The sequence below is a fragment of the Gloeothece verrucosa PCC 7822 genome (assembly GCF_000147335.1).
Lineage (GTDB): Bacteria > Cyanobacteriota > Cyanobacteriia > Cyanobacteriales > Microcystaceae > Gloeothece > Gloeothece verrucosa.
In genome coordinates this window covers 1,573,584-1,597,282 of sequence record NC_014501.1, presented here as the reverse complement: position 1 = coordinate 1,597,282, position 23,699 = coordinate 1,573,584, and the positions used below count along the sequence as shown (strand labels likewise).

19 protein-coding genes are annotated in these 23,699 nt (G+C 40.1%); 7 read left to right on the top strand and 12 right to left on the bottom strand.

Annotated features, from left to right (window positions below):
* Positions 1-15 precede the first annotated feature (15 nt).
* Both CYAN7822_RS07105 and CYAN7822_RS07100 read right to left on the bottom strand, forming a co-directional pair.
* Entirely contained in the window at positions 16-378 is a 363-nt protein-coding gene (locus CYAN7822_RS07105) for a PilZ domain-containing protein (protein ID WP_013321560.1), read from the bottom strand.
* Between the two features lie 184 nt (positions 379-562).
* Positions 563-976, bottom strand: coding sequence for a universal stress protein (locus tag CYAN7822_RS07100; protein WP_013321559.1), 414 nt, complete (start codon positions 974-976; stop codon positions 563-565).
* Between the two features lie 171 nt (positions 977-1,147).
* Here CYAN7822_RS07100 and CYAN7822_RS07095 point away from each other — a divergent pair, with 171 nt between their 5' ends.
* Positions 1,148-2,353 carry a phosphoglycerate kinase gene (locus CYAN7822_RS07095; RefSeq protein WP_013321558.1) on the top strand — a complete coding sequence of 402 codons (1,206 nt, stop codon included), beginning with the start codon at positions 1,148-1,150 and terminating at the stop codon, positions 2,351-2,353.
* 237 nt (positions 2,354-2,590) lie between these two features.
* Positions 2,591-4,129: a bifunctional ADP-dependent NAD(P)H-hydrate dehydratase/NAD(P)H-hydrate epimerase gene (locus CYAN7822_RS07090; RefSeq protein WP_013321557.1), complete on the top strand. Its 1,539-nt coding sequence runs from the start codon at positions 2,591-2,593 to the stop codon at positions 4,127-4,129.
* A gap of 104 nt (positions 4,130-4,233) precedes the next feature.
* Here CYAN7822_RS07090 and CYAN7822_RS07085 read toward each other — a convergent pair whose 3' ends face one another.
* A complete protein-coding gene (locus CYAN7822_RS07085; RefSeq protein WP_013321556.1) occupies positions 4,234-6,018 on the bottom strand; it encodes a di-heme-cytochrome C peroxidase in 1,785 nt (594 codons plus the stop codon).
* A gap of 431 nt (positions 6,019-6,449) precedes the next feature.
* Between CYAN7822_RS07085 and CYAN7822_RS07080 the strand changes: the two genes are divergently transcribed.
* Positions 6,450-7,667, top strand: coding sequence for a glycoside hydrolase family 10-like protein (locus tag CYAN7822_RS07080; RefSeq protein ID WP_013321555.1), 1,218 nt, complete (start codon positions 6,450-6,452; stop codon positions 7,665-7,667).
* 4 nt (positions 7,668-7,671) lie between these two features.
* On the opposite strand, the gene CYAN7822_RS07075 is transcribed toward CYAN7822_RS07080, so the two are convergent.
* The 7 genes from CYAN7822_RS07075 to CYAN7822_RS07045 form a co-directional block, all read right to left on the bottom strand.
* The gene (locus CYAN7822_RS07075) at positions 7,672-8,310 is read right to left on the bottom strand and encodes a TIGR04282 family arsenosugar biosynthesis glycosyltransferase (protein ID WP_013321554.1); all 639 of its coding nucleotides are present in this window, start codon (positions 8,308-8,310) and stop codon (positions 7,672-7,674) included.
* A 14-nt stretch (positions 8,311-8,324) separates the two neighbouring features.
* Positions 8,325-8,921 (bottom strand): class I SAM-dependent methyltransferase, encoded by a 597-nt coding sequence (locus tag CYAN7822_RS07070; protein ID WP_013321553.1) that lies wholly within the window; start codon positions 8,919-8,921, stop codon positions 8,325-8,327.
* 89 nt (positions 8,922-9,010) lie between these two features.
* Positions 9,011-9,619: a transcriptional repressor LexA gene (lexA, locus tag CYAN7822_RS07065; RefSeq protein ID WP_013321552.1), complete on the bottom strand. Its 609-nt coding sequence runs from the start codon at positions 9,617-9,619 to the stop codon at positions 9,011-9,013.
* An 862-nt stretch (positions 9,620-10,481) separates the two neighbouring features.
* On the bottom strand, positions 10,482-11,420 hold the full coding sequence (locus CYAN7822_RS07060) for a lysylphosphatidylglycerol synthase domain-containing protein (protein WP_013321551.1): 939 nt from the start codon (positions 11,418-11,420) through the stop codon (positions 10,482-10,484).
* 117 nt (positions 11,421-11,537) lie between these two features.
* On the bottom strand, positions 11,538-12,605 hold the full coding sequence (locus CYAN7822_RS07055; protein WP_013321550.1) for a ribonucleotide-diphosphate reductase subunit beta: 1,068 nt from the start codon (positions 12,603-12,605) through the stop codon (positions 11,538-11,540).
* A 344-nt stretch (positions 12,606-12,949) separates the two neighbouring features.
* Entirely contained in the window at positions 12,950-13,384 is a 435-nt protein-coding gene (locus tag CYAN7822_RS07050) for a DUF29 domain-containing protein (protein ID WP_041933163.1), read from the bottom strand.
* 45 nt (positions 13,385-13,429) lie between these two features.
* Entirely contained in the window at positions 13,430-16,747 is a 3,318-nt protein-coding gene (locus CYAN7822_RS07045; RefSeq protein ID WP_013321548.1) for a ribonucleotide reductase N-terminal alpha domain-containing protein, read from the bottom strand.
* A gap of 348 nt (positions 16,748-17,095) precedes the next feature.
* Here CYAN7822_RS07045 and CYAN7822_RS38990 point away from each other — a divergent pair, with 348 nt between their 5' ends.
* Entirely contained in the window at positions 17,096-17,821 is a 726-nt protein-coding gene (locus CYAN7822_RS38990; protein ID WP_013321547.1) for a DUF2442 domain-containing protein, read from the top strand.
* Between the two features lie 34 nt (positions 17,822-17,855).
* Here CYAN7822_RS38990 and CYAN7822_RS07030 read toward each other — a convergent pair whose 3' ends face one another.
* Entirely contained in the window at positions 17,856-18,227 is a 372-nt protein-coding gene (locus tag CYAN7822_RS07030) for a DUF433 domain-containing protein (RefSeq protein WP_013321546.1), read from the bottom strand.
* 147 nt (positions 18,228-18,374) lie between these two features.
* Here CYAN7822_RS07030 and CYAN7822_RS07025 point away from each other — a divergent pair, with 147 nt between their 5' ends.
* Both CYAN7822_RS07025 and CYAN7822_RS07020 read left to right on the top strand, forming a co-directional pair.
* Positions 18,375-19,718, top strand: a complete 1,344-nt coding sequence (locus CYAN7822_RS07025; RefSeq protein WP_013321545.1) for an FAD-binding oxidoreductase — start codon at positions 18,375-18,377, stop codon at positions 19,716-19,718.
* 62 nt (positions 19,719-19,780) lie between these two features.
* A complete protein-coding gene (locus CYAN7822_RS07020) occupies positions 19,781-21,163 on the top strand; it encodes a (Fe-S)-binding protein (protein ID WP_013321544.1) in 1,383 nt (460 codons plus the stop codon).
* 131 nt (positions 21,164-21,294) lie between these two features.
* Here the strand turns inward: CYAN7822_RS07020 and CYAN7822_RS34470 are convergent, their stop codons facing one another.
* Positions 21,295-22,032 (bottom strand): J domain-containing protein, encoded by a 738-nt coding sequence (locus CYAN7822_RS34470; RefSeq protein WP_013321543.1) that lies wholly within the window; start codon positions 22,030-22,032, stop codon positions 21,295-21,297.
* 290 nt (positions 22,033-22,322) lie between these two features.
* Between CYAN7822_RS34470 and CYAN7822_RS07010 the strand changes: the two genes are divergently transcribed.
* Complete coding sequence (locus tag CYAN7822_RS07010; protein WP_013321542.1) at positions 22,323-23,639, top strand: Ycf66 family protein; 1,317 nt, start codon at positions 22,323-22,325, stop codon at positions 23,637-23,639.
* Positions 23,640-23,699: the final 60 nt, after the last annotated feature.

Sequence of the window (23,699 nt, the reverse complement as noted above, 5' to 3'; positions counted from 1 at the left end):
TGAATTTTTTAGGGATTATTCACTGTGACCCGTTGCCAAAAAAAATAATTCTTCTTCAATTATTTTCGGGTCATTAACATTAAATTCTAGGCACTTCCGCAAATGAGAAATTGAATCTAAATCGCTGGTTTCAAATTTAAAGCCAAAATTATTGCCTTGATGGTGAACAAGCTTAGATTGAAATGTCATGATTACATCTTCAGAAACAGTAATAGAAATTTCACATAAATCATTTTTTTTACCGGCAAAATCTTTGATCGTCAGCAAAACTCCTTTTAAGGCTAAATTAATAATTTCTGCTGAATAAACTCGTCCCTGAAACTCAACTTCGGCCTCAAAAATTATATTAACTCGGGAAAAACGTCTTCTTTCATTCATGTTTACCTTTTTTTTTAATCATTAGTAGTCAGTAGTAGAGAACAGGAAGTAGGGAATAACGAGGAGGAAACAGTTAACAGAAATCATTTATAACTGTTATCCACTGACTAATGACCAATGGCCAATGACTAATGACTAATGACTAATGACCAATGACTAATGACCAATGACTAATGACCAATGACTAAGGAACAATCAAGACCGGACAGGGAGACAAATTAATCACGCGAGTCGTCACGCTTTCTTCTGCCCCTTCATTGGTTAATCCTAGTCCTCGACAACCCATGACTATTAAATCAGCATTGATTTCATCTGCCACATCACAAATCGTAAAAGAAGGAAGTCCCTCCCGTTCAATGATTTCGGCTTCAATGCCTTGTTGGGCAAATAAGGACTGTGCCCCTTGGAGAAGTTTAGCCACCTGTTCTTCTGAACTCATTACGCCAGCATCAGCAGGCTTTTCTCCTGTGGGGGTTTTTTCCACCACCGACAGTAAGACGAGGCGGCTGTTATAGGTTTTGACAATATCAGCAACCGTATCGGCTGCTTCACGGGTTTCTCGGCTTTGATCGATTGGGAACAAGACGTTCTTAAACATAAGTTTATCTCTGTTGTAGGACACCCATTCCGATACAATCGGCATAAAGGTTATAGCGCTGTTGGTACTGGCTCTTTTTTTATTTTCGCTCTTAAAGAACCATTGTCTTAAGTAGCCATACGCTGATTTAATCTTTTGTAAGACAATTAAGCAATTAGGAGGTCATTGGCTGTGCCCAAGAAAACGGTAGCAAATTTATCTAGTGCTGATGTAGCAGGCAAACGAGTTTTAGTCCGAGTTGATTTTAACGTTCCCTTAGATGATCAAGGTAACATTACTGACGATACTCGGATTCGGGCGGCACTGCCAACTATTCAGGATTTGATGGGTAAAGGGGCTAAAGTTATTCTCTGTAGTCATTTTGGTCGTCCCAAAGGGAAAGTCGTTGAGAGTATGCGCTTAACCCCAACCGCCAAGCGTCTGTCTGAATTACTCGGACAAGATGTCGTTATGTGTGGCGACTGTGTGGGGGATGCGGTTACTCAAGCACTCAACACCCTAAAAGATGGTCAAGTCGCACTTCTAGAAAATCTTCGCTTTCATGCTGAAGAAGAAGACAATGATGCCGAATTTTCTAAACAGTTAGCAGCAAATGCTGACTTATACGTCAATGACGCTTTTGGAACGGCTCACCGTGCCCATGCTTCTACCGAAGGGGTTACTCACTATCTTAGTCCCAGTGTAGCGGGTTATTTAATTGAAAAAGAACTCAATTATTTACAAGCGGCCATTGAAAATCCTCAACGCCCCTTAGCCGCTATTATCGGTGGTTCTAAGGTATCTAGCAAAATTGGGGTCATCGAAACCCTGCTGGAAAAATGTGATAAGTTGCTCATCGGCGGCGGGATGATTTTTACTTTCTACAAAGCCCGAGGTTTAAGTGTGGGTAAATCCTTAGTGGAAGAAGATAAGCTAGATTTAGCGAAATCTTTAGAAGCTAAAGCCAAAGAAAAAGGGGTACAATTGCTTTTACCCACTGATGTGGTGGTTGCTGATGCTTTTAAAGCCGATGCTAACGCTCAAACCGTCAGCATTGAAAATATTCCTGATGGTTGGATGGGGTTAGATATTGGCCCTGATTCCATTAAGGTATTTCAAGATGCTTTAGCTGATTGTAAATCAGTCATTTGGAATGGTCCGATGGGGGTATTTGAGTTTGATCAGTTTGCTAAAGGCACTGAAGCCATTGCTCATACTTTAGCTGATCTAACCGGCAAAGGCGTAACCACGATCATCGGTGGCGGTGACTCGGTAGCGGCTGTCGAAAAAGTGGGTGTGGCCGAAAAAATGAGCCATATTTCTACGGGTGGCGGTGCTAGTCTAGAGTTACTCGAAGGAAAAGTGTTACCCGGTATTGCTGCTTTAGATGAAGCCTAAGCACAAATCCCATAAACTTGAATTAGATTAATTAGCCCTTAGTCACTGGTTATTAGTCACTGGTCATTAGTTACTGGTCATTAGTCACTGGTCATTAGTCACTGATCATGGATCAGCCGTGCGGAACACGAGGGTTGCACCCCAGCCCATTATTCTCTGTTTCTGGTTCTCTAATGACTAACGACTGATGACTAATGACTCTTGACTCTTGACTAATGACAAAGGTCATAACTTAAAATGGTTAAAGAACGAGAACAACTCGAATCAGTGGTGGTCAATGCCTTGCAGATGCGACAAATCGAAGACCGCATCTTTGCCGCTTCAATGCCCGTCGCTGCTTTGATGGAAAAAGCGGCAATCTTGTGTGCCAACCGGATTCAACAACTTTACCCTCTCTCCCAAATCTCTCGGGTAGGGGTTTTAGTGGGGCCTGGCCATAATGGGGGAGATGCCCTAGTGGTAGCCAGAGAGCTACATTTACAGGGATATCAAGTCAATGTGTATTGTCCGATCCATAAACTGAAAGATTTAACGGCTAAACACGCGCAATATGCCCAAAATTTAGGGATTCCTTTTTATGAAACCTTAGAACAGTTATACAAGTGTGAGTTATTTATTGATGGATTATTTGGATTTGGGTTAACTCGGCCCCTTACAGGTGAAATTGTCGAGGATATTGAGTTGCTCAATCAATGGAGTCAGCCGGTGGTGAGTATTGATATTCCCTCGGGACTTCATACCGATACCGGCGAAGTGTTAGGGGTGGCGGTGAGGGCGACTTATAGTTTATGTCTCGGGTTGTGGAAGTGGGCCTATTTTCAAGACCAGGCCTTGGAGTATATCGGTTCTGCCGAACGGATTGATTTTGGTGTGCCGGCAAAAGATGCTTGGGCAGTGTTAGGACAACCGGCACCTGTGCAAAAAATGACTTTAACTTTAGCTCAACGGTTTCTCCCTTTACCTCGTCCTCTGGTTACCCATAAGTACAAACAAGGACATCTGTTAGTGATTTGTGGTTCTTATCGCTATGCAGGAGGGGCTATTTTAACGGGGTTGGGTGCTAGGGGGAGTGGGGTAGGTATGCTCTCGATCGCGGCTCCTAAGTCCTTAAAACCGATGCTGGTGAATCATTTACCAGAGGCCCTGATTATTGATTGTCCAGAAACCGAAAGCGGAGCGATCGCCGAATTGCCCAATCTGGCCAGTGATTTTAATAACTATAGCGTGATCGCCTGTGGTCCGGGTTTAACTTCAGATGCTAAGTCAATAGTAGAAACGGTGTTACAGGCAGAATGTCCCCTGATCTTAGATGCCGATGGCTTAAATATTTTGGCTCAACTCGATTCGATTTCCCGTCTCAGAAAACGCCCGGCGGCAACTGTATTAACTCCTCATTTAGGGGAATTTAAGCGGCTATTTCCCGAGATTGATAATCCCCATTCAGACCGCATTAAGGCGGTTGTTGAAGCGTCTAGACTGAGTGGGGCGATTATTTTGTTCAAAGGAGCGAGAACGGCCATAGCGGCTCCTAATGGTTGTGTGTGGTTAATTCCTGAAAGTACCCCGGCTTTAGCTCGTGGGGGTAGTGGGGATGTTTTAACCGGATTAATTGGGGGTTTAATGGCCCAGCAAGTTACCTGCCTTGCAGCGATCGAAAAAACAGTGGCAACGGCGGCTTGGTGGCACGCTCAGGCGGGTATTGTAGCGGCTGGTGAAAGAACCGAGTTAGGGGTAGATGCTTTTACTTTGTCTCAATATTTGTGCAAAGTTTTTTAGCTTTGTTTCACCCATTCTGGTGCATCATAGTCGGAGTGGACGCGGGAATAATTTTAATGAATCATTCCCGACTTTGCCCACCCTAATATTAATGAGAACTTAGGTTAGAGGGTTTTTAAATACTCAACGATTGCCCAACGGTCTTCCTCATTTAAAGCAGGACCAATTACACCTTGTCCGGTGCCATCTCCTTTAAATTCATGTCCCGTATTGAGATTCCCTTTTTTGCTAGTATCAAACTCAGATGCTCCAGGTATTTGAGCCTTTTTATAACCCACATATTGCGGATCAAATTCTTTGGTTCCCACATAGAACTTTTTAGTGCGCTCATCGGCAGGAATTAGCATCTCATAGAGGTTAGGAACTGAACCATTATGAAGAAACGGTGCAGTAGCCCAAATTCCATTGAGAGGCCGTGCTTTATAGGCTAAAGGCGCTCTCGCTTTGTTCGGACGATAGCCGTTAAAAGCGTCTCTTTCTTCTGGGGTTAATCCTAATTCATCATACTTTTTCTCTACCGTTTCTTCTACTACAAATGGTAAAGCGGCTCCAGCCGTAATAATCCCATCAGTTTCAAAGCTTTTTGGAGTAAGGTATTTTTGCGCTAAAGGACCTAAATTAACTGTGCGTTGATACCAGTCCACAGCCGCCGTTGGATCAGTTCCAATGGTGTATAGATTTTTCATGGTTACTTGTAAATACTCTCGGTCATTATCGCCAAGCTTTGTCCAGTATTTTTTATCCATAAACTCGGCTGAATCCATTGGGGGAAGGTGACAGCTTTGACAGTATTGTTTGTAAAGGACTTTGCCTTTAGCCGCTTTTTCTGGATCAATGGTTCCGAGGATATCTTCTCGCCATTTAGGGGCAGTTAAACCGGTAAAAATCGAATCCCCTGTCAACAGTTCTTCGATGGCGTGAAGCTGTTTCACATCAACGTTAGACTTAAACACATCGGGCGAATTAGCATTTAAATCTACTCTGGCAAATACCCCCATTGCCTCTCCGGCGTTGCGGACCATCGGTTGCATCACTGAGCCATTATATTGTACCCAGTCAAACCAGGGAGCAGACCAAATATGAGGATAGCTAACCGGCGCATTGGTGGGTAGAATGTTTTTTGGATTAACTTCGCTTCCAAAGACAAAATTGCCAATGCGAGTTAGAGCATCAAGGCGGCCAAAACCTTCTTTAACATCAGGGGAAGCGCTAACTTGTTTTCGGGTTTCTTTTGCTTGAGCAATTAAATCATTAAGCTCTTGTTTTAATTGTTTGCTTTCTTCGGGGGTGTGATCTTTTCCGAGTACCCGATCAGCAAATCGATTAAAACGAATAGGATCTATTTTAGTCAACAATAGTGATAATCCTACTGCTGTTTTAAATTTATCCAGTTCTATCATGGCCGGTCCCCCTTCTGTGCGAATCGCCTTACCTTGATAATTTATTTGACCGGTATGACAAGCGGCACAAGTAAAACCGATCACTGTCTTAGGTTTTTTATCTAGACTTTGGGGATCAAAATAATTCTCGCTTTTGGCAAACCCAACCGGTAAAGCATCAGGATTATATGCATTTTTCCCATCACTTAAAAATCCGAAACCCTCTAAATATTTAGGATCAATAAAATCCCCTGCGGATTGAAAAAAAGAGAGCTTAGGTTGTTCTAGAGAAATAAACCATTTATAAGGAATGATTGCTTCAAGGCCACTTCCTTGAGAAATGTGATACCACCATTCCCACTGATCTTTGCTCCAATTTTGCTTAGTCCAAACTACTTCTACTTCTTCAGTCTTTGGCACTTCGAGTATTTTAGACAACACCAAGTTAGCTCCGAATGGGACTAACAGTAAGATTGTCAATACCAGACCAATCAGCCATTTAATTTTCATTGATGTTCTCCGGTTAAATTTGTAATAAAGCTTAAGATTAGTTAGGGAGTATCTTAGGTTAATCAATTTTAATTATAAACACTAAACTCTATTTGATTTCCCGAAAATATTCCCTTTTGCAACAAATATTTATTCCTATTAAAGGGGTGCGTGGAGGGTTCGTATTTTGGGCAGGATTTGCCAAAATTGATCTGACTAATACTGTGCTTTTTGTCTTTTTATTTAACTTCAAATAGTATTGATGAACTGATTGAACGAGAGAAAAATCTTGATGAGGGAACAAAGCACAAAGAAATGGTTCGATTAACTGTAGCTTCCACAGCACAGCCGACAAGGGGAACAAAGAAATCCAGATCAAGGCCGATTATTAGTATTATAGAGTTTTGAACTGGCATCAATATTAAAAATTTTCACTGATTTTTGTTAGCATAATGATGAAAAAAAGTCAATATATAAGCCGAAAATTTAAAATAATATTTTGCTTTACGGTAGCTTTACTGATAAGTGTAAGCAGTATTTTTATCCCTTATCCTAGCGATGCACAGAATCTTTCTAGCGAACTGCGGGGAGTTTGGTTAACCAATATTGATAGTGAAGTTTTATTTAAACAGAAAAATATTTCTAAAGCCATAGAAACCTTAAGTAAGTTAAACTTTAACACTCTTTATCCTACCGTCTGGAATTGGGGCTATACACTCTATCCTTCTTCAGTGGCTAAACAAACGACAGGAATTTCTATAGATCCGACAGAAGGTTTAAAAGGGCGAGATATTCTCAAAGAAATTATTAAAGACGCTCATCAAAAAGGAATGGCTGTTATTCCTTGGTTTGAGTTTGGTTTTATGGCACCGGCAGACTCCGAATTAGCTAAACGCCATCCTGAATGGTTGACTAAACGTCAAGATAATACGATTATTTGGTGGGAAGGAAAAGCTCATCAACGAGTCTGGTTAAATCCTTTAAACCCAGAAGTGCAGAAGTTTATTACTAATTTAGTGGTAGAAATTGTCAGTAATTATGATGTTGATGGGATTCAATTTGATGATCACTTTGGCTATCCTTCGGATTTTGGTTATGATCCGATTACTGTCAGTCTCTATCAACAAGAACATGGGGGTAAACTGCCGCCAAACAATGTGAAAGACCCTGAATGGATTCAATGGCGGGCTGATAAAATTACTGCTTATATGACCCAGTTATTCAGTACAATTAAAAAGAGTAATCCTCATGCCTTAGTTTCCCTGTCTCCTAACCCTCAAAAATTCTCTTTAGAAGCGTTTCTTTTAGATTGGAAAACCTGGGAAGAAAAAGGACTGATAGAAGAATTAGTGATACAAGTTTACCGTGAGAATCAAAAAGATTTTGAGCGGGAGTTATCCCAACCGGAATTACAAGAAGCTAAAGCGCATATTCCTGTAGGAATCGGGATTTTAGCTGGCTTAAAGGGTCGTCCCGTACCCATGAATAAGATTAGAACTCAAGTGCAAACCACCCGCGATCAAGGGTTTGCTGGTGTCTCTTTCTTCTTCTACGAAAGTTTATGGGAAATGGCGGCTGAGTTACCCCAACGCCGTCAATCTGCTTTAAAAGCCATGTTTTCAACGCCGCTTAAGCGTCCCTCTGTGGTAGGAATGACACCTCCCAAGTGAACAACTACTGATAAGACTTATTTTGCCAAATCCATAAGTCCTCTGGACGATCAACATCCTCAAGAACAGGAAGATAAGAAACCCTTAAATCTAGTTGCCGCGCGATGGCTTCGGTTTGCGCCAAAACTTCAGAACTGCCCCAATTAATTCCTTCAAACAATGCCGCATAGGGGCGGCTTAATCCTATTAAATAATATCCTCCATCCGCAGCCGGACCTAAGACTAAATTCTGTGGCGATAAATTCTGAAATGCTTGATTAATAATATTTTCATCCAAGTCCGGGCAATCAGTACCAATGATCACCACTTTTTTCATCCCCTCTAAAAAAGACGCACTATAAGCAGAGTGCATCCTTTGCCCTAAATCGCCTTCGCTCTGTTTTTGATAAATTAAATCCTTTCCTAGCCACTGCTGCATTAATGTTTCGTTGCCGCCTGCAAAATAAATGGCGACCAATGTGCTGCCATCAGCCTCAATTTTTTTGGCGATTTTTAGGGTGAATTCTGTCATCTGACGCTGAAGTTGTGCGGCTCCCTCTTCACCCAAAATAGGAATCATACGGGTTTTGGTTTTGCCGGGTTCAGGATAACGAGTAAAAATAATTAGTTTTTGCGCGATTTTTGGGTCAGGTTTGGCGGTCATGATATTTGGGGTATTTAAGCCTCAAAAATGGTTAGCCAAACGCCGCTTAACAGGAGATGATGAGCAACGGTTTTTAAACCTACTTCAAGGGCTAATTGTTCTCGTTTTTGAGGAGAGTAAAGCCTTAATCCTCCTGGGGAAAAAGGTATATATTGTATTTTAATGCTGGTGTCGGCTAGATAAAACCGTCCTCCCTGTTTCAGGACTCGTTTAACCTCTGATAGCACCTGTTGAGGGTTGGGATAATGGAGAAAACTAATCGTATTAAACACGGCATCAAATTGACGAGCCGCAAAAGGAAGAGATTCGGCATTCCCTCGGATGTAAATCAGTTGTTTTCGAAGGTGATTGCGCTGTCTAGCTTGTCGGATCATTTCAGGAGATAAATCTAGACCTATGCCGCGTAAATCTCTGTTGAGAGTAGCTAGACGATGGAGGAGACGGCCAGTTCCACAACCGAGGTCGAGAACATCAGGGCAATTGGGCAGTTTTACATATTCTAGAAGCCGCTTGTGTATGGCTTGATAAAATATTGTAGTCAGTAAAATATCGTAGTTGGGGGCCCAGCGATCAAAGAATGTGGCTTTTTTAGTAAAAAAATTGTCACTCATATTACCATTGCTATTGATCAGAGCAAATCATGAGTAGTCAGGGGTTAGGGATTGAGTCCACCACCCACATGACTACCGATTTTTGATGTTTAATTGATTCCTCCTCGCCAAACCCCCACTAAAATCCCTTGAATTTCTACTTGATGTAGAGGGATGATAATCGGGTTGTATTTAGGATTAGAGGGTTTTAGAGTGACTTTTTCTCCTTCCTGATAGTAACGTTTTAAGGTTGTGCCATGTCCGTCGACTCTGGCGGCAACGATTTCTCCATTTTTCAGGTTTTCGTCAGGATTTCGAGGTCGCATAATCACGAGGTCTCCTTCAGTAATGAGATCTTCGATCATGCTATCTCCTGTCACTCTGAGTGCAAACCAATGAGGTTTTTGAAAAAAACTGGTTAAATCCAGTTTCTCTTGCACGTCCGTAAAGGGTTCTACTAATCCCCCAGCCGCTATAGACCCATGAATGGGAATACCAACGGCAGGCTGATGTAGAATGCGGATTGTGCGAGCTTTTCCTTCTGTCCAGTCAATATAACCTTTTGAACGTAACCGTTCCAAACGACTTTGGATCGGTGCTGGAGATCTCAGGTTCATTGCCTTCATCATCTGACGAATCGAAGGCGCGTGTTGACTGGTTCTGATGTACTCGCATAGCCAATCGTACAGTTCTTGTTGGGCTTGTGTGAGGGGTTCCATAATCTTTTCTAGAATAAATTATTCCCTGTGTTTTTTACTTTAATGAGTCTTTGTTTATTTTAGAACACAGGTACTATCTTGATAGCTTTTTTTTTAATTTAATTATTTTTAATTTATTTTGAAGCTTTTCTTACCACAAAAAATATTTTTGTCAAGCTCTTAGGGGTTCCTTAATGAATAGAATTTTTTATATTATCGTCTCTTTTTTAAAAGTTTTACTTTTAGGTTATTTTAACTACTGTCTGATGATTAAAGTCATTATTAGGTTATTTTAAGGTTTTTATTGCTTAAATATTTTTTTAAGTATCATAAGAATATCAAATCTCTCAACTCATGTAAATAGATGTTTCAAACATCGGCAAAAAAGCGTCACTCTCCTATTGAGTAACGCCACTGTTGCTATTTCTGCTGTTTTCTAATTCATGAGCTTAAGTAGATCATTAACAGGTAATTATGAAGATTTTTTGAAGATACAAGGAAAACTTGTTAAATGAGTGACGGATTGATGCACACTAATAATATAAAGTAGCGTCACTCTCCAAGAGCAACGCTATAACTCCCTCAAACTCAAGTGAGTTGTAAGTAAATAAGCACTGTACAAAACATAACAATTAATTTTGAAGATTTTTTGAAGTTGGAGAACAAATTAATCATGGTTCGTCCGCTTAAACAACCAGATGTCAAGCCTGCTCCCGCTTCTAACCCAATCTTATAAAAAAAAAGGACTAAGAGAAAATTCTCTCGTCCTTATCTTTAACCAATTCTCAGAGACTAAACAGACACAGTGTGCCTATCTTTAATAATATCAGTGAGTTTATAAAATAAGAAAGTAGATGAGTGATTAATTTTGGTTAATAGTAGTTTAATAAGAGCGTTGTTTAAACTCATACAGCCCCAAAACTAAGACGGCAATGACTAAAGGCAGAAAATAGTAGATACCTCGATAAACTAACAAGGCTCCAAATAAAGCCTCAGAAGGCAAAGCGGGAGACAATAACAGTAACATAACTGTTTCAAAAACACCAAGCCCGCCGGGAACATTACTAATAATGCCAGCAATCTGAGCCAATAAGTAAATACCAAAAAAACCTAAATAGGACAAATGGGTACTAGGCGGTAAAATAACATATAAGACGGTAGCCGCCAAGGCCCAATCAAGGGAAGTAACGGTAATTTGTGCCAGAGACAATTTCAAAGGCAGATGGGGTATAGTCAATTGGCCAACTTTAAGGGATTTTCTTGATAAAACCGTAGCCAATAAATATCCTATAACCACCATTAAAAAAATTACACCCAAAGGATGTACTGAGGTAAAAGGTAAATTCAATAATTGTGGTATTTCAACCGCTTTGACGAGAAAAACTACGCCGCCGACAGAAAACAGCCCTAACCAGAAACTTAAATTACAGAAAGCAACAATTTGAGCAATTTCAATTACTGACAAGCCCCAAGCGCGATAGAGACGATAGCGAATTGCCGTACCACTGAGCAAAGCTAACCCCACACTATTGCTAATGGCATAACTAATTAAAGCCGCCAAAGCGGTTTTACGATAGGGCAGAGGATGACGAATATAATAAATAGCAAGGGTATCATAACCAGTTAGCATGACATAATTTAAAGCCGTCAATCCCACTGCTAACAAGATATGAGGGGCAGGAATGGCTAATAAACTATTCCACACCTCATGAATATGATACTTTCGCAGTTCTTGATTAATTGCCCAAATAGAAAGAGCAAAAATCAGAACGCTAAAAAATAGAGAACTCAGATGGGCAAGGCGTTTTTGAGGGATTTTCATGGGCTGCTGTCCACTGGCTGGATAGAGGGGTTTTTGCCGCCTTAAAACTATAAGTTATTTTAAAGCAAAAACCTTGACAACTCTTAAAGCCGCCAAGGTCAGATTTTTAATTAAAGCTTATATTTCATCCCAACCGGTTACCCCTGAAGACATAACATAACTGGTAACGGTAGCTTCAAAAAAATTTGCTTTAGTGTGAGCATCTTTTTTAGTATCTGAAAATCGCTCTAAATGGCTATAGGGACTCTTTTGGTATTTTTCATCGGCATAAAGAGGTTTTAAACCAATAGCTTTGAGACGAATGTTGGCTAGATATTTAGTATATTGCTCTGTACTCGACTCGGTAATTCCTAAAATATTATCACCGACGATGTGATTTGTCCAACGACATTCATGATGAACGGCTGTGTCAAACATTTCATAAACTTTATCAACTGAATGGGGAAAAGTTTGCATGGCTTCCGCGATAATTTTTTGATACAATCTCACATGACTTAATTCATCGCGATTGATCATTTTAAAAATATCTGCTGAACCGGGCATAAGCATTCTTGAGGCTAAATTATAGAAGTAAATAAACCCATTATAAAAGTAAAGTCCTTCTAGCAAGTAATCAGCCATTAAAGCGGTAAAATAGTTATCAATGTTGGGTTGATTAATATATTTCTGATAAAGTCCTGCAATAAATTCACATCTCGCTTTTAGCACTTTATCGGTTCGCCAAAAATCGTAAACTTCACTTCTTCTTTCTAAGGGAATAATGGTTTCTATCATGTATTGATAAGCCTGATTGTGCATTCCTTCTTGAGAAATTTGTTCTGCCATACAGAGGCTAATTTCTGGGGCAGTAACGGAGGCTTTTAGATGAGGAATATTACAGGTTTGAACAGAATCTAAAAAAGTTAAATAGGATAAAATTCCCTCAAAAGCATACCGTTCATCCTCGGTTAAATTCCAATAATCTGTGACATCTTGTGTAATATCTAATCGTTCGGGAATCCAAAAGTTCTCCCGCATTTGTTTATATAATCCTACTGCCCAGGTGTAGCGAACGTCATTTAACTGCATTAAATTGGTAATATTTCCAAACCACATTGTCCGGTTTTCTATTCTGTCATCTCCATTGGGATTGAAGATCGGAGTAATGGGCATTCTTTCAGATAAATTTGTCGGGGTAAATACCATTGTAATTTAGGAGTTCAACATTAGCTTACTTGGGCTATTTTAACACTTTTTAATCGGGGAAAGCAATTTGATCAGCTTATCTAAATTTTTTTTCTGGCAAATCTTCAATCTCTAACACTTATTCAGGCGGAAAATGTTATTTTATCGGAAAATATTCTATAGATAATCCTGTTTATATTGCCGCTTCTTTTTTTGTTTTCTAATAGCATTTATTAAATATTTTCCTAAAAAAAGGAGTCTTTATGTCTATTTTCTAGAAACAAACTCATGGTATAGTTTAGCATTTTTTCATACTATTCAACCCTTTGATAACGACCTATATAGAATTTATAAAAAGAATAAGATTATTCTGGCAAATAATCAGAACCTAAAACTTGTTGAACAGTAAAAGGAGATTCAGTCGGAAAAGTTTCAATAGGTAATTCAGTTTCTATTGTTGCTAGTCTTTTAGCCGTATCATAGCATTCATCAAACACTTCTATAAAAAATGATTTCAAGCTAGGACTATCCGCCAAATATTCAGCTAATTCATCTTGATGCTGAAAGATAATTAAACGACAATCATTAGTTCTTTCTTCTGGTACGTATTTATATTTAAGAAGATGTCGAAGAACAGCCCTTAAATGCTGACTAATAGCTTGTCTTTCTTCTATTTTAAGAGAAATAATTTCTTCTAATAAATTGTCTATATCTAAATCGTAAAATCTGCCCTCTTTTAAAAGTTGAGCAGTGGTGTCTAACCAAAGATAGTAATCTTGTTCGTATAGGGTTTTATCCATGATACAGAAGGTCAAGTATGGGTTTCCTTGACCTCCCATTGTTACCTAATTCGCACAGGAAGAACAACTATTATCAGTATCTTTAAAGTTATCTTTCTGTACCGTGCGGATATAGTAAATGGCCTTACAGCCTTCTTGCCACGCTAAAATGAGCGTATCATAGATATCTTTAGCTTTCAGAAATCTTTCTGGATCTTCGGGGAAATAGACCCCGCCATTGAGATTAAACAACAATTCCATTGAAATCCCCGTATCTATCCATTGTTGCATGACAGCGATCGCTTTGACGACCTTATTTTGGTCATAGACTTTATTTTCTGGATAAAACCAGAAACTCTCTTTAATATAAGGCGGCGCAATGGGAACCGCTCCTTTTGCCCATTTATCATAGAAGAAGCGGCTATAAACCGGTAATACACTGGCGGTACATCCTTGCACTAAAGAGGAAGAAGTATTAGGCGCTATCGCGGTGATATGGGAGTTACGGATGCCATACTGTTGAATATCTGCGGCTAGTTTTGCCCATCTTTCGGGATGATGAGCATTTTCTAAAAACCATTCTACCGGTTTAGAGCCGATTAATTGCCCTTTACTCCAGTCACTCCCCTCAAAACAGGTATAAGCGCCTCTTTCTTTTGCTAATTCCATTGAAGAATGAGTACACCAATAACCTATTTCTTCAAATAGATGACTAATATGGGTTAAATGTTCATAGGATAGACGACGTTTTGCCAACCAGTCAGCTAACCCCATACATCCTACCCCAATGGTGCGATAGAGGTTGTTGTGATGTTTAGCCGCTTCAAAAGGAGGATAAGTTAAGTCTATGGTATTATCCAATAACCTAACAGAAATTTTGCAAGCTTCTGCTAATTCAGATTCTTCTAAATTAGCTAAATTAAGGCTTATCAAATTGCAGCAATGGGATTCTTGACCGGGTTTAACATTAGAGAATGATTCGGTACATTGTCCGGTCAAAATACCGTTAAACATTCCTAAATGACGTAAGGGTTCATTAAAGCAATAAGTGTCATCTCTACGGCAAGTTAATTCTACCTCAACAACTTTAATAAATTGACTTGCTTCTCTAGAGGGTTCTCTTAATGTCCATTGTAAGCGATGGGTTTTTAGTCCTAGCTGTCCTAATTGAAATAAACCGATAGAAGAAATCAGTAAGCGATATTTTGCTTGACAAAGATAATCTTTATCACTTCCTTTTCCATCTGGGAGAAATTGATCACCCATCTCATCCATAGGAGTCACTTTTGAGTCAACGCCTAATGTTTGTAACATCAGACGAATATCTAGCAAAAATTGTCGATTCACTGAGGCAATTTCTAAAGATTCATTTGAACCATTCCGCGCCACTGTACCCTCAGCATCTAATAATCCGGCTAACCACTCTAAACGAGATTTAATCGTATATCCATTTAAGGGAACCGTAAATTTAGCCGCAATATCTAAAGGAAGTTTACAGAGCAAACGATCTTGTTTTACATCATCGCAAATAGCAATAACATTTCTCTGGGTAGTGATATCTTTAACAAGATTTTTCTTTTCCCCATATAAATCTAACTCTGGATATCTAGAGAGCGAATAACTACCATCACCCGAAAACAAACCGGAAGTATAAGCATCGGGAAAATCGAGATCATTTTCGGATTCCACTAAAGGTAAACGGTATTTAATCAGTTTATCTCCTGGGTTTAAGTCCTTTGCTTGTACTAGACGAGGTTGGGAACGGTAACTATCTTGCACCCAGAAATGATGATAATAAGTACACTCTAAATCTTCCCCATTGGAGAAGTGAACTTTTAACAAAGGTTGGTTTTCACCGGTTTTTTTAATTAAAACCTCTGACCATTCTGAACCATTCCAAATGTTAACCTTTTCTCCTACTAAGTCAGCAATGGCAATTTGACCTCTATCGGTTAAAATTTTGGTTTCTCCGGCCACACAGAGATTAACCCCCGGTATATAACCCTCATGTTTATTTGGGTTTGCCCGGTTGATGGTATCTTTAAAAGCGAGATAGGGCATACCGGTTTCTAGTTGCGATCGCATGATATGCTTAAACAACTCTCGCGCATTTACCCGTTTATATAAAAGTATTTCTTCGTTTAAGATAGCCGCTTCTATTTTGGCGTAAACCTTTTCAAATTCTTCGCCCCAAAGTTCAGCTAATTCAATACCAAACTTGGTTCTAACTTCATAAGGATCGACTAATGTCCAGTCTTGCTTATGAATTACCCGCCGCATAAATTCGTCTGTGATCACCAACTGGGGAAAGATATCATAAGCTTTGCGGCGCTGATCTCCGTTTTCGGTTTGCATCTCTAGAAATTCAGGGACATCGAGATGCCATATATCTAAGCTAATGGTAACGGCACCGGCGCGTCTACCGCCTTGGTTAACGGCGATCGCCGTATCATTGAGAATTTTAATCCAAGGAATGACTCCCCCAGAGGCGTTGGGTTTATTCATTACCCAGCTACCGGTGGCGCGAATACGACTTACATTGATGCCAACTCCGCCGCCATTTTTTGAAATTCTGGCAGTATTGGCTATTTCTGAGAAAATACTTTCTAAATTGTCGTCAAGGGCACTAATGAAACAACTGGTTAACGAACCATTGGGAATTCTCAGGTTTGCGAGGATCGGAGTGGCTAAAGATACTTGCCGCTTGGCGATCGCTTCATAGAATTTTCTGGCCCATTTTAAGCGATTTTCGGGGGTTTCTACCGAAGCTAACAATAATGCACAGGTGAGTAAAGCTTCTTGGGGTAACTCATGGGGTAATAAGTAGCGGCTGGTTAATAATACTGCCCCGGCATAATCATAATCTGTATCCCAGTCTGAATTAATCCAACTGCCGGCTTCTTGTAATTCTTGAGAACTATAGACTAATATGCGTTGATCATATAGTTTATTTTCTATCTTCGTTTTAACTGTCTGTTCGTAGTCCCCATATTGATATCCTCGCGCGGCTAATACATCTTTCCACAAACTCCAGATATGCAGTCTGCCGGCCACATAACGCCAGTCGGGTTCCTCTGGGCTACACATTTCCAAGGCGCAGTTAATGAGATTATCTTGAATTTCTCGGGTAGTGATGCCATTTCTGAGGCGGGTAGTCAATCCGGCTTCTAGGGCGATGGGGTTAACGTCTTTACCTGCACAAGCCCATTCTACGACTTCTCGTATCTTAGCAACATTTAAGGCAGCGTTAGACCCATTCCGCTTAATCACTTGGATCTTGCTGTGATGATGGGATAATTGACCCCCTGTACTATTAGAAACAGTAGAGTGATTCCCATTTTGAAGGGAATTTGTACGGGTTGAGGTCGGGACAATCTGTTGCATAGGATACTGAACTTAAGGACTTTGACAAGTGTACGACAATTTAGTCTATATCTCGTTATACCACAGATGTAGAGTAATAGGGGGTTTTGTAACTCCATATATAGAATTTTATAAGATGCGGTTAAGTTTTGATAAACAAAAAGAATGTTTTTTAAGCCTGTTTGATCCCCCATTATCGCCCTTAATAAGGGGGACTTTTTTAGGTTTAAATTTTGGCGGCTTGGTACAAAATTTTAGGATTGAATCTGGGAAAAACCGAAGCTGTTGGGTTATAATGAAAGAATGCAAAACAAAAGGAGGATAGACAACGATGAAGAATATAGTACATATTAAGAATATAAAGAAATTATGCCTAAAATTCTTGAAGATAAAGCGAATAACTTAACTGTTTATATTTACACTAACGATCACGAACCGGCTCATGTTCACATCTTCAAAGGCAGAAAAACAGATACTAACAAAGCTGATGTGAAAATATATATAGGGTCAGAAACCGAACCCCCTAGATTAATAGAAGCAGATCCCAATTTTAAAAATCAAGATATAGTAAAGGCAATGAACTTAGTTGCAAACAATCAAGAACTGTTCTTAGAAAGTGGCATAAAATACATGGCACGTCAATGGAAAAAGGAGTTTAATCTAGAAGGATTACAAGAAGAGATAGAACAAGCTAAAGCCGCTTACCAACAAGCAGAAGCGACAGAACCTTATGCTGAATCAGTATCTTATGACCAAAATGAAAATTTAATTGTTATAAAGCTAAAAAATGGGGCTAGAGTCAGCTTTCCACCCAACTTAGCACAAGGATTAGAAAATGCTTCACCAGAACAATTAGCTGATGTTTGGGTCTCGGCTTCTGGGAGGAGTATTCATTGGGATAGTTTAGATGCTGACTTTAGTCTTGCTAATCTTGTAGCTGGTATTTTTGGAACAAAAGCTTGGATGGCAGAAATAGGACGCAGAGGAGGAAAAGTTACATCAGAAGCTAAACAGAATGCAGCCAGAGAAAATGGTAAAAAAGGAGGAAGACCCAAAAAAAATAATCAAAGTCAGAAGCACTCGCAAGATAGATAAAGAGTAATTGTTATTTAAGTAGATTCACAAATCATTACTTTTTATCTATCTCTGGATATTTATCTAATAATTCCTGTTCTCGTTTTGCTTTAATCTCCCTTATTCTTAATGCCATCGGCGAAGGATTAGCGTACCATTTTTGATATTCTTCCTCTTTCCATCGTCTTAAACGCAATAAATAAGCATCTATTTCTGAACGTTTATGATAATAATAGGTAAGAGTAGCATAAATTTTCTCTAAACTTAAACCGGGAAAATTCGCGGCTATTTCGTTTGGAGAATAACCATTTAGATAACACTCCAAAACATTATCAATTCCGATACGCTCACGCAGTGGCGCGGAGCGCTGTCCTTTAATGCGGATATCATCGGGTGACAAGAAATCAAAATAATCTTCTAGCTGCATGATGATTAATTTTATAGATATACAGCAACCAATAAATTATGTACATAGTCCAATCATAGTACAAAAAAGAAAATAAAATATCTGGCTTCTCTTGGGATAACCCTTCACGGTACTCTAAAAAAGGAGATAACCTGCCGCCATAAACTCATGACAACTGCGAACACCGAAGATGCTGCCAAGCAGATCGCCGCTAAACTCGAAACCCTCCTAGACTCCCAAACCGAAATCATCCCCTGGGAACAAGTTGACTATCACTGGAAACAAAAAATAGAAAGTGCTATCGCTTCTGATACACCGCCGAGTTACCTCATCTATCCCCACACCCAAGAAACCCTCGCCCAAATTATTCAAACCGCTAATGAACAGCGATGGGCAGTCTTACCCTGCGGCAGTGGTAGTAAACTAAACTGGGGAGGACTGGTAAAAAATCCTCAACTTGTCATTAGTACCGCAAGACTAAACCGCATTATCGAACAGGCCACAGGCGATCTTACCGTTACCGTAGAAGCCGGCGTAAAACTGGCGGACCTTCAACAAACCCTCAAACAACATAATCAATTTTTACCGGTCGATCCAGCTTACCCCGAAGCGGCAACCCTTGGGGGTATTGTCGCCACCTCTGATACCGGAAACTGGCGGCAAGGGTATGGCGGGGTTAAAGACCTCGTTTTAGGGTTATCTATTGTTCGTACTGATGGGAAAATTGCTAAAGCCGGGGGCAGAGTCGTTAAAAATGTGGCCGGATATGACATGATGCGGCTGTTTAGCGGCTCTTACAGCACATTAGGCGTAATTTGTCAACTAACTTTTAAAGTTTATCCGCTTCTAGAAAGTTCTCAAACAGTGGTGCTGACAGGTGATGCAAATGGAATTGAAAAAGCTACCGCTACTATCCGTATGTCTAGTTTAACTCCCACTGCGGCTGATGTGCTGTCTTCGGGAATGGTTCATCAATTAGGCATAGGAAAAGGCATCGGTTTAATTTTAAGATTTCAAGGCATTCCTGAAAGTATTACCCAACAGTCTAATCAGGTCAAAATGATCGGGCAAGAGTTAGGATTAATAGATAGTATTTATAGGGAAGATGAAGAAAATCCTCTATGGAAACGATTACAAGAATTAATAACCATTAGCCAGACAGAATCATCGGTAACTGCAAAAATAGGAATAATACCCACTCAAATGATCAGTTTTATTCGTCAATTGGATCAGTTAACTGATGAGCAAGGATTAGGGATGATTAATCTGGGCAGTGGTTTGGGGAGTTTACTATTAGAAAGTGAGGCGGTCTTGAGTCAGTTATCTAAGCTGCGATCGCTCCTAGAAACCGGTCAGGGTTTTCTCACGGTTTTGACAGCACCTAAGCCTATTAAACAACAGTTTGAGCCTTGGGGTTATAGGGGTAATGCGTTAGACTTAATGCGTAATTTAAAACAAAAATTTGACCCCAATAATATTTTAAGTCCAGGTCGGTTCGTCGGGGGTTTGTAGGGGCGCAAGGCTTGCGCCCTTTCCTGACAATAATTTTTATTAAAAATACGTAGAAACCCATTATGCAAACCTCAGAAAATTTAGTTAATAATTCTCTAGAATCGAGCAGTTTTAATTTTCAAAAACAATTAGAAGAAGTTAAAGGGTTTGATCCGAAAAATCCTCCAAAACAAGAATTAATTGATAGTTGTGTTCACTGCGGCTTTTGTTTATCCACTTGTCCGAGTTATCGCGTGATCGGAAAAGAGATGGATTCACCTAGAGGGAGAATTTATCTCATGAATGGTATTAATAAAGGACAAGCGGCTTTAGATGAAACCACGACTCAACATTTTGATACTTGTTTAGGCTGTTTAGCTTGTGTTTCCACTTGTCCGTCAGGGGTAAAATATGATCAATTAATTGCCACTACCCGTCCCCAAGTGGAACGAAATCAACCCCGAAGTTTACAAGATAAGTTAATTAGAACCTTAATTTTTAATCTGTTTCCTTATCCTGCCAGATTAAAGTTATTACTTCCTCTTTTGTGGGTTTACCAAAAGTTAGGCTTACAAAAATTAGTTCGGGCGACAGGGTTATTGAAAAAATTCTTTCCTCGCCTAGCCGCTATGGAGTCTATATTACCCGAAATAACGGCCCAATCATTTACTCAAAATTATCCCGATGTTATCCCTGCCCAAGGTGAGAAACGTTATCGAGTGGGAATGGTTTTAGGTTGTGTTCAGCGTCTATTTTTCTCGCCCGTTAATGAGGCAACCGTCAGGGTTTTAACGGCTAATGGATGTGAGGTGGTTATCCCAAAAACTCAGGGATGTTGTGCCGCTTTACCCGCCCACCAAGGACAAGAAAAACAGGCTCAAGCTTTAGCAAGACAAATGATAGAGAGTTTTGCCGGTACGGGGGTGGATTATGTGATTATTAATGCGGCTGGATGTGGTCATACTTTAAAAGAATATGGACATATTTTAGCCGATGACCCTGAGTATAAGGAAAAAGGTGAAGCGTTTTCGGATCAGGTTAAAGATGTTCAAGAGTTTTTGGCAGAAGTGGGAGTTACAGCGCCGCTTCAACCCTTAACAAAAGGTGATTTAACCATCGTTTATCAAGATGCTTGTCATTTGTTACATGGGCAAAAAATTAGTGTACAACCCCGTCAAGTGTTGCAGAATATCCCCGGAGTGAGGTTGAAAGAACCCATAGATGCGGCTTTGTGTTGCGGCAGTGCCGGAGTTTATAATATGTTGCAGCCGGAGGTAGCTGAAGAGTTAGGACAGCAAAAAGTGACGAATTTATTGAATACGGGTGCGACGTTAATTGCTTCTCCTAACCCGGGTTGTTCTTTGCAGATTAAAAAGCATTTAGAATTGCAGGGTAAACAGGTTCCTTTGATGCACCCGATAGAGTTGTTAGATTGTGCAATTCGTGGGGAGAAATTGAAATTATAGTTCTCATACTCCCCCCTTAATAAGGGGGGTTGGGGGGGATCATTTTTTGTCCCTAACCCTGAAGGAAAAGGCTCTACGGACGAAGCCTGCGAAGGCAGGCTAAATTATAATTGTACATCTACCCGATAAGATTAAATTCTCCCGCCTCTAATTAACCAACCAATAACGCCGCCTATTCTACCTGTGGCAAAAAGCAGACCATCCTTACTAAAAGCGACAGATGAAACAACCTGCGAATGACCGATCACAGTCTCTTGAAGAACCCATCTAGGAAAAGCAGAACAACCCGATGGCCTTTGAGATACTGTTTGTTCAGGTTCAGAAGATGGAGAAGAATTTGCAGAAGTGTCATTAACAAAATCAGTTGCGTCAGTTTTAGATGCAGAGGTTTGATCAGAAAAATTAGGGTCAATTTTTTTTTTCAACTTAAGGATAGCAACTTTTTGAAAATCGGCTTCTGCTCGCCGATCAAAACCCAGTTTAGATAAAATAAAAGCACGAGATTGATAGGCTTCAAGATAATTCGGGTTAAAACGAATGGCCTGAGAAAATGCGTTAATTGCCTCTTGATACTTTTCCTGTTGAATATATTCTATCCCCCGTTGATAAAAAGTTTCAGGCTCAGTTTTTTTAGTGGTCATTCCCCGATGGAACTTTGTCTCAGGAGAACCCGGTTCATAGTCTTTTAACGCCTCATAAGCTTCTAAAATTTGTTTAAATTTTATCTCGGCTTCTTTTTGCCGTTGAGGATCATTCGGGAAACAGTCGGGATGCCAAATTTTAACTAACTGACGGTAAGCCGCTTTCACTTCTTCGGGGGAGGCTAATGGTTCAAGTCCCAGAATCTCATAGTACAGATATATAGTCATCTCGCTTCTGAAAAACAACGGGTTCTAGTTCTAGAATTCCCCATTTTCCCAGTTTCATTAACAGATCCTGGCCTGAATTTGAGCCAAGTCAATTCTAGTGCCGCCAAGTATAGAAATATACTAATAATCTTATGGATGTTTCATTGACATCGGGTTAGAGAAAGATAATCTAAATAGGCAGAAGTTTTTTGCCCTCTACCAAAAAAGATAGAATTTCTGTGAATCAATTGGCAATAAAGGGACAACTTGACGCACAATAAAAAAGGAGAACACCGAAGGAGTAAGCCCTCATGTTGCCCTACATTCTAGCGATCGCCATTGCTGTCTACAGTTTAATCCTTTTCAGTCAGGCTTTTTTTTCCCCAGTTATTCATCGTAAAGATGATTTTTTGTGGAGTGGCATCGGTTTATTTTATGCTCTAGTTCTGTGGTTGTGTGCCGGACTCATCACTGGCGCAGTTTTGTTAGGACAAAGTGCGGCTGTAATTCTGATCATCTCCTTCGGATGGCAAATCGCCAAATTAAGACGAGCGATCGCATATCCTGATCAACCCGTTGCAGAATTCTCCGTCGTGCAATGGGTGCAAAACCGCCTAGGTTCCCCTAAAGCGAAAAAAGCCTCGCCTGCACCTACTCCCCAAGAAACCCCTCAAGCTACCCCCTCACCGGCGGCAGAAACTTTTATTCCCCCTGAAAATGAGGCAGCACTCGCTTCACCCTCTCTAAGCGTTACAGAAGATTCTACAACTGAAACCGTTGCTCAAGAAATTCTCGAAACAGTAACAGCAGAAAACATAGAAACACCCGTTACGGTAGAACCCGAAACCGAAGAAGAGGTTTTTGTTGTGGCGCAAGTGGAACAACCTCAACCTATCCCTGAAGAAACCCCGAAAACGTTGAGCGAATTTCCCAAAAAAGCTACTGTAGAAGATACAACTCCCGCTCCAACTCCACCTAAAACTAAACAAAAGAAAGGGTTCTCATGGAAAAACCTATTCGGTTTCGGCAAAAAGCCTACTGCTCAACCTAAACCGGCAAGCAAAATTCAGGCGATCGCTCAATCTGAACCGGAAATTGAATTTGACGAACCCTCCAATACAACCGAACCTCTGGAAAAAACCCCTTCTCCCTCTCCATTAAAAGATCAACCGACTCCAACAGCCGCCACTCCCGAAAATTCAGCCGAGGATGAATTTGAAACTTATGTTCCTGATAATCACGAGGAAACGGTTATAGAAGCTTATCGATCACCTGAAGAAGTTACCGAAGAAACCACAGATTATGTATTTGAACCGTTTGTTGCTGATACAACCGCAGAAACGGTGATTGAAAATCAGCCTGAGTTAGCTAAATCTGAAGCTGAAGTGAATCAACCAACTCCCTCTCCCCAAGAGAAAGTTACTCCCATTGTTGCTGATACTGCCGCAGAAACGGTGGTTGAAAATCAACCTGAGTTAGCTAAATCTGAAGCTGAAGTCAGTGAACCCACTGCTTCTTTTGAAGAGAAAGTTACTCCCACTCAACCGGTTGAATCTAAAGAAATTGAGCCGCTAACTGATAAAAAAGAGTCAGAGGTAAAAGAGGAAAAATCCGATAAAACTGAGTAAACTTTTGAACAATAGAGGAAGGTTAAAAATTTTATTATTGTGATGCTGTTATTGATTAAC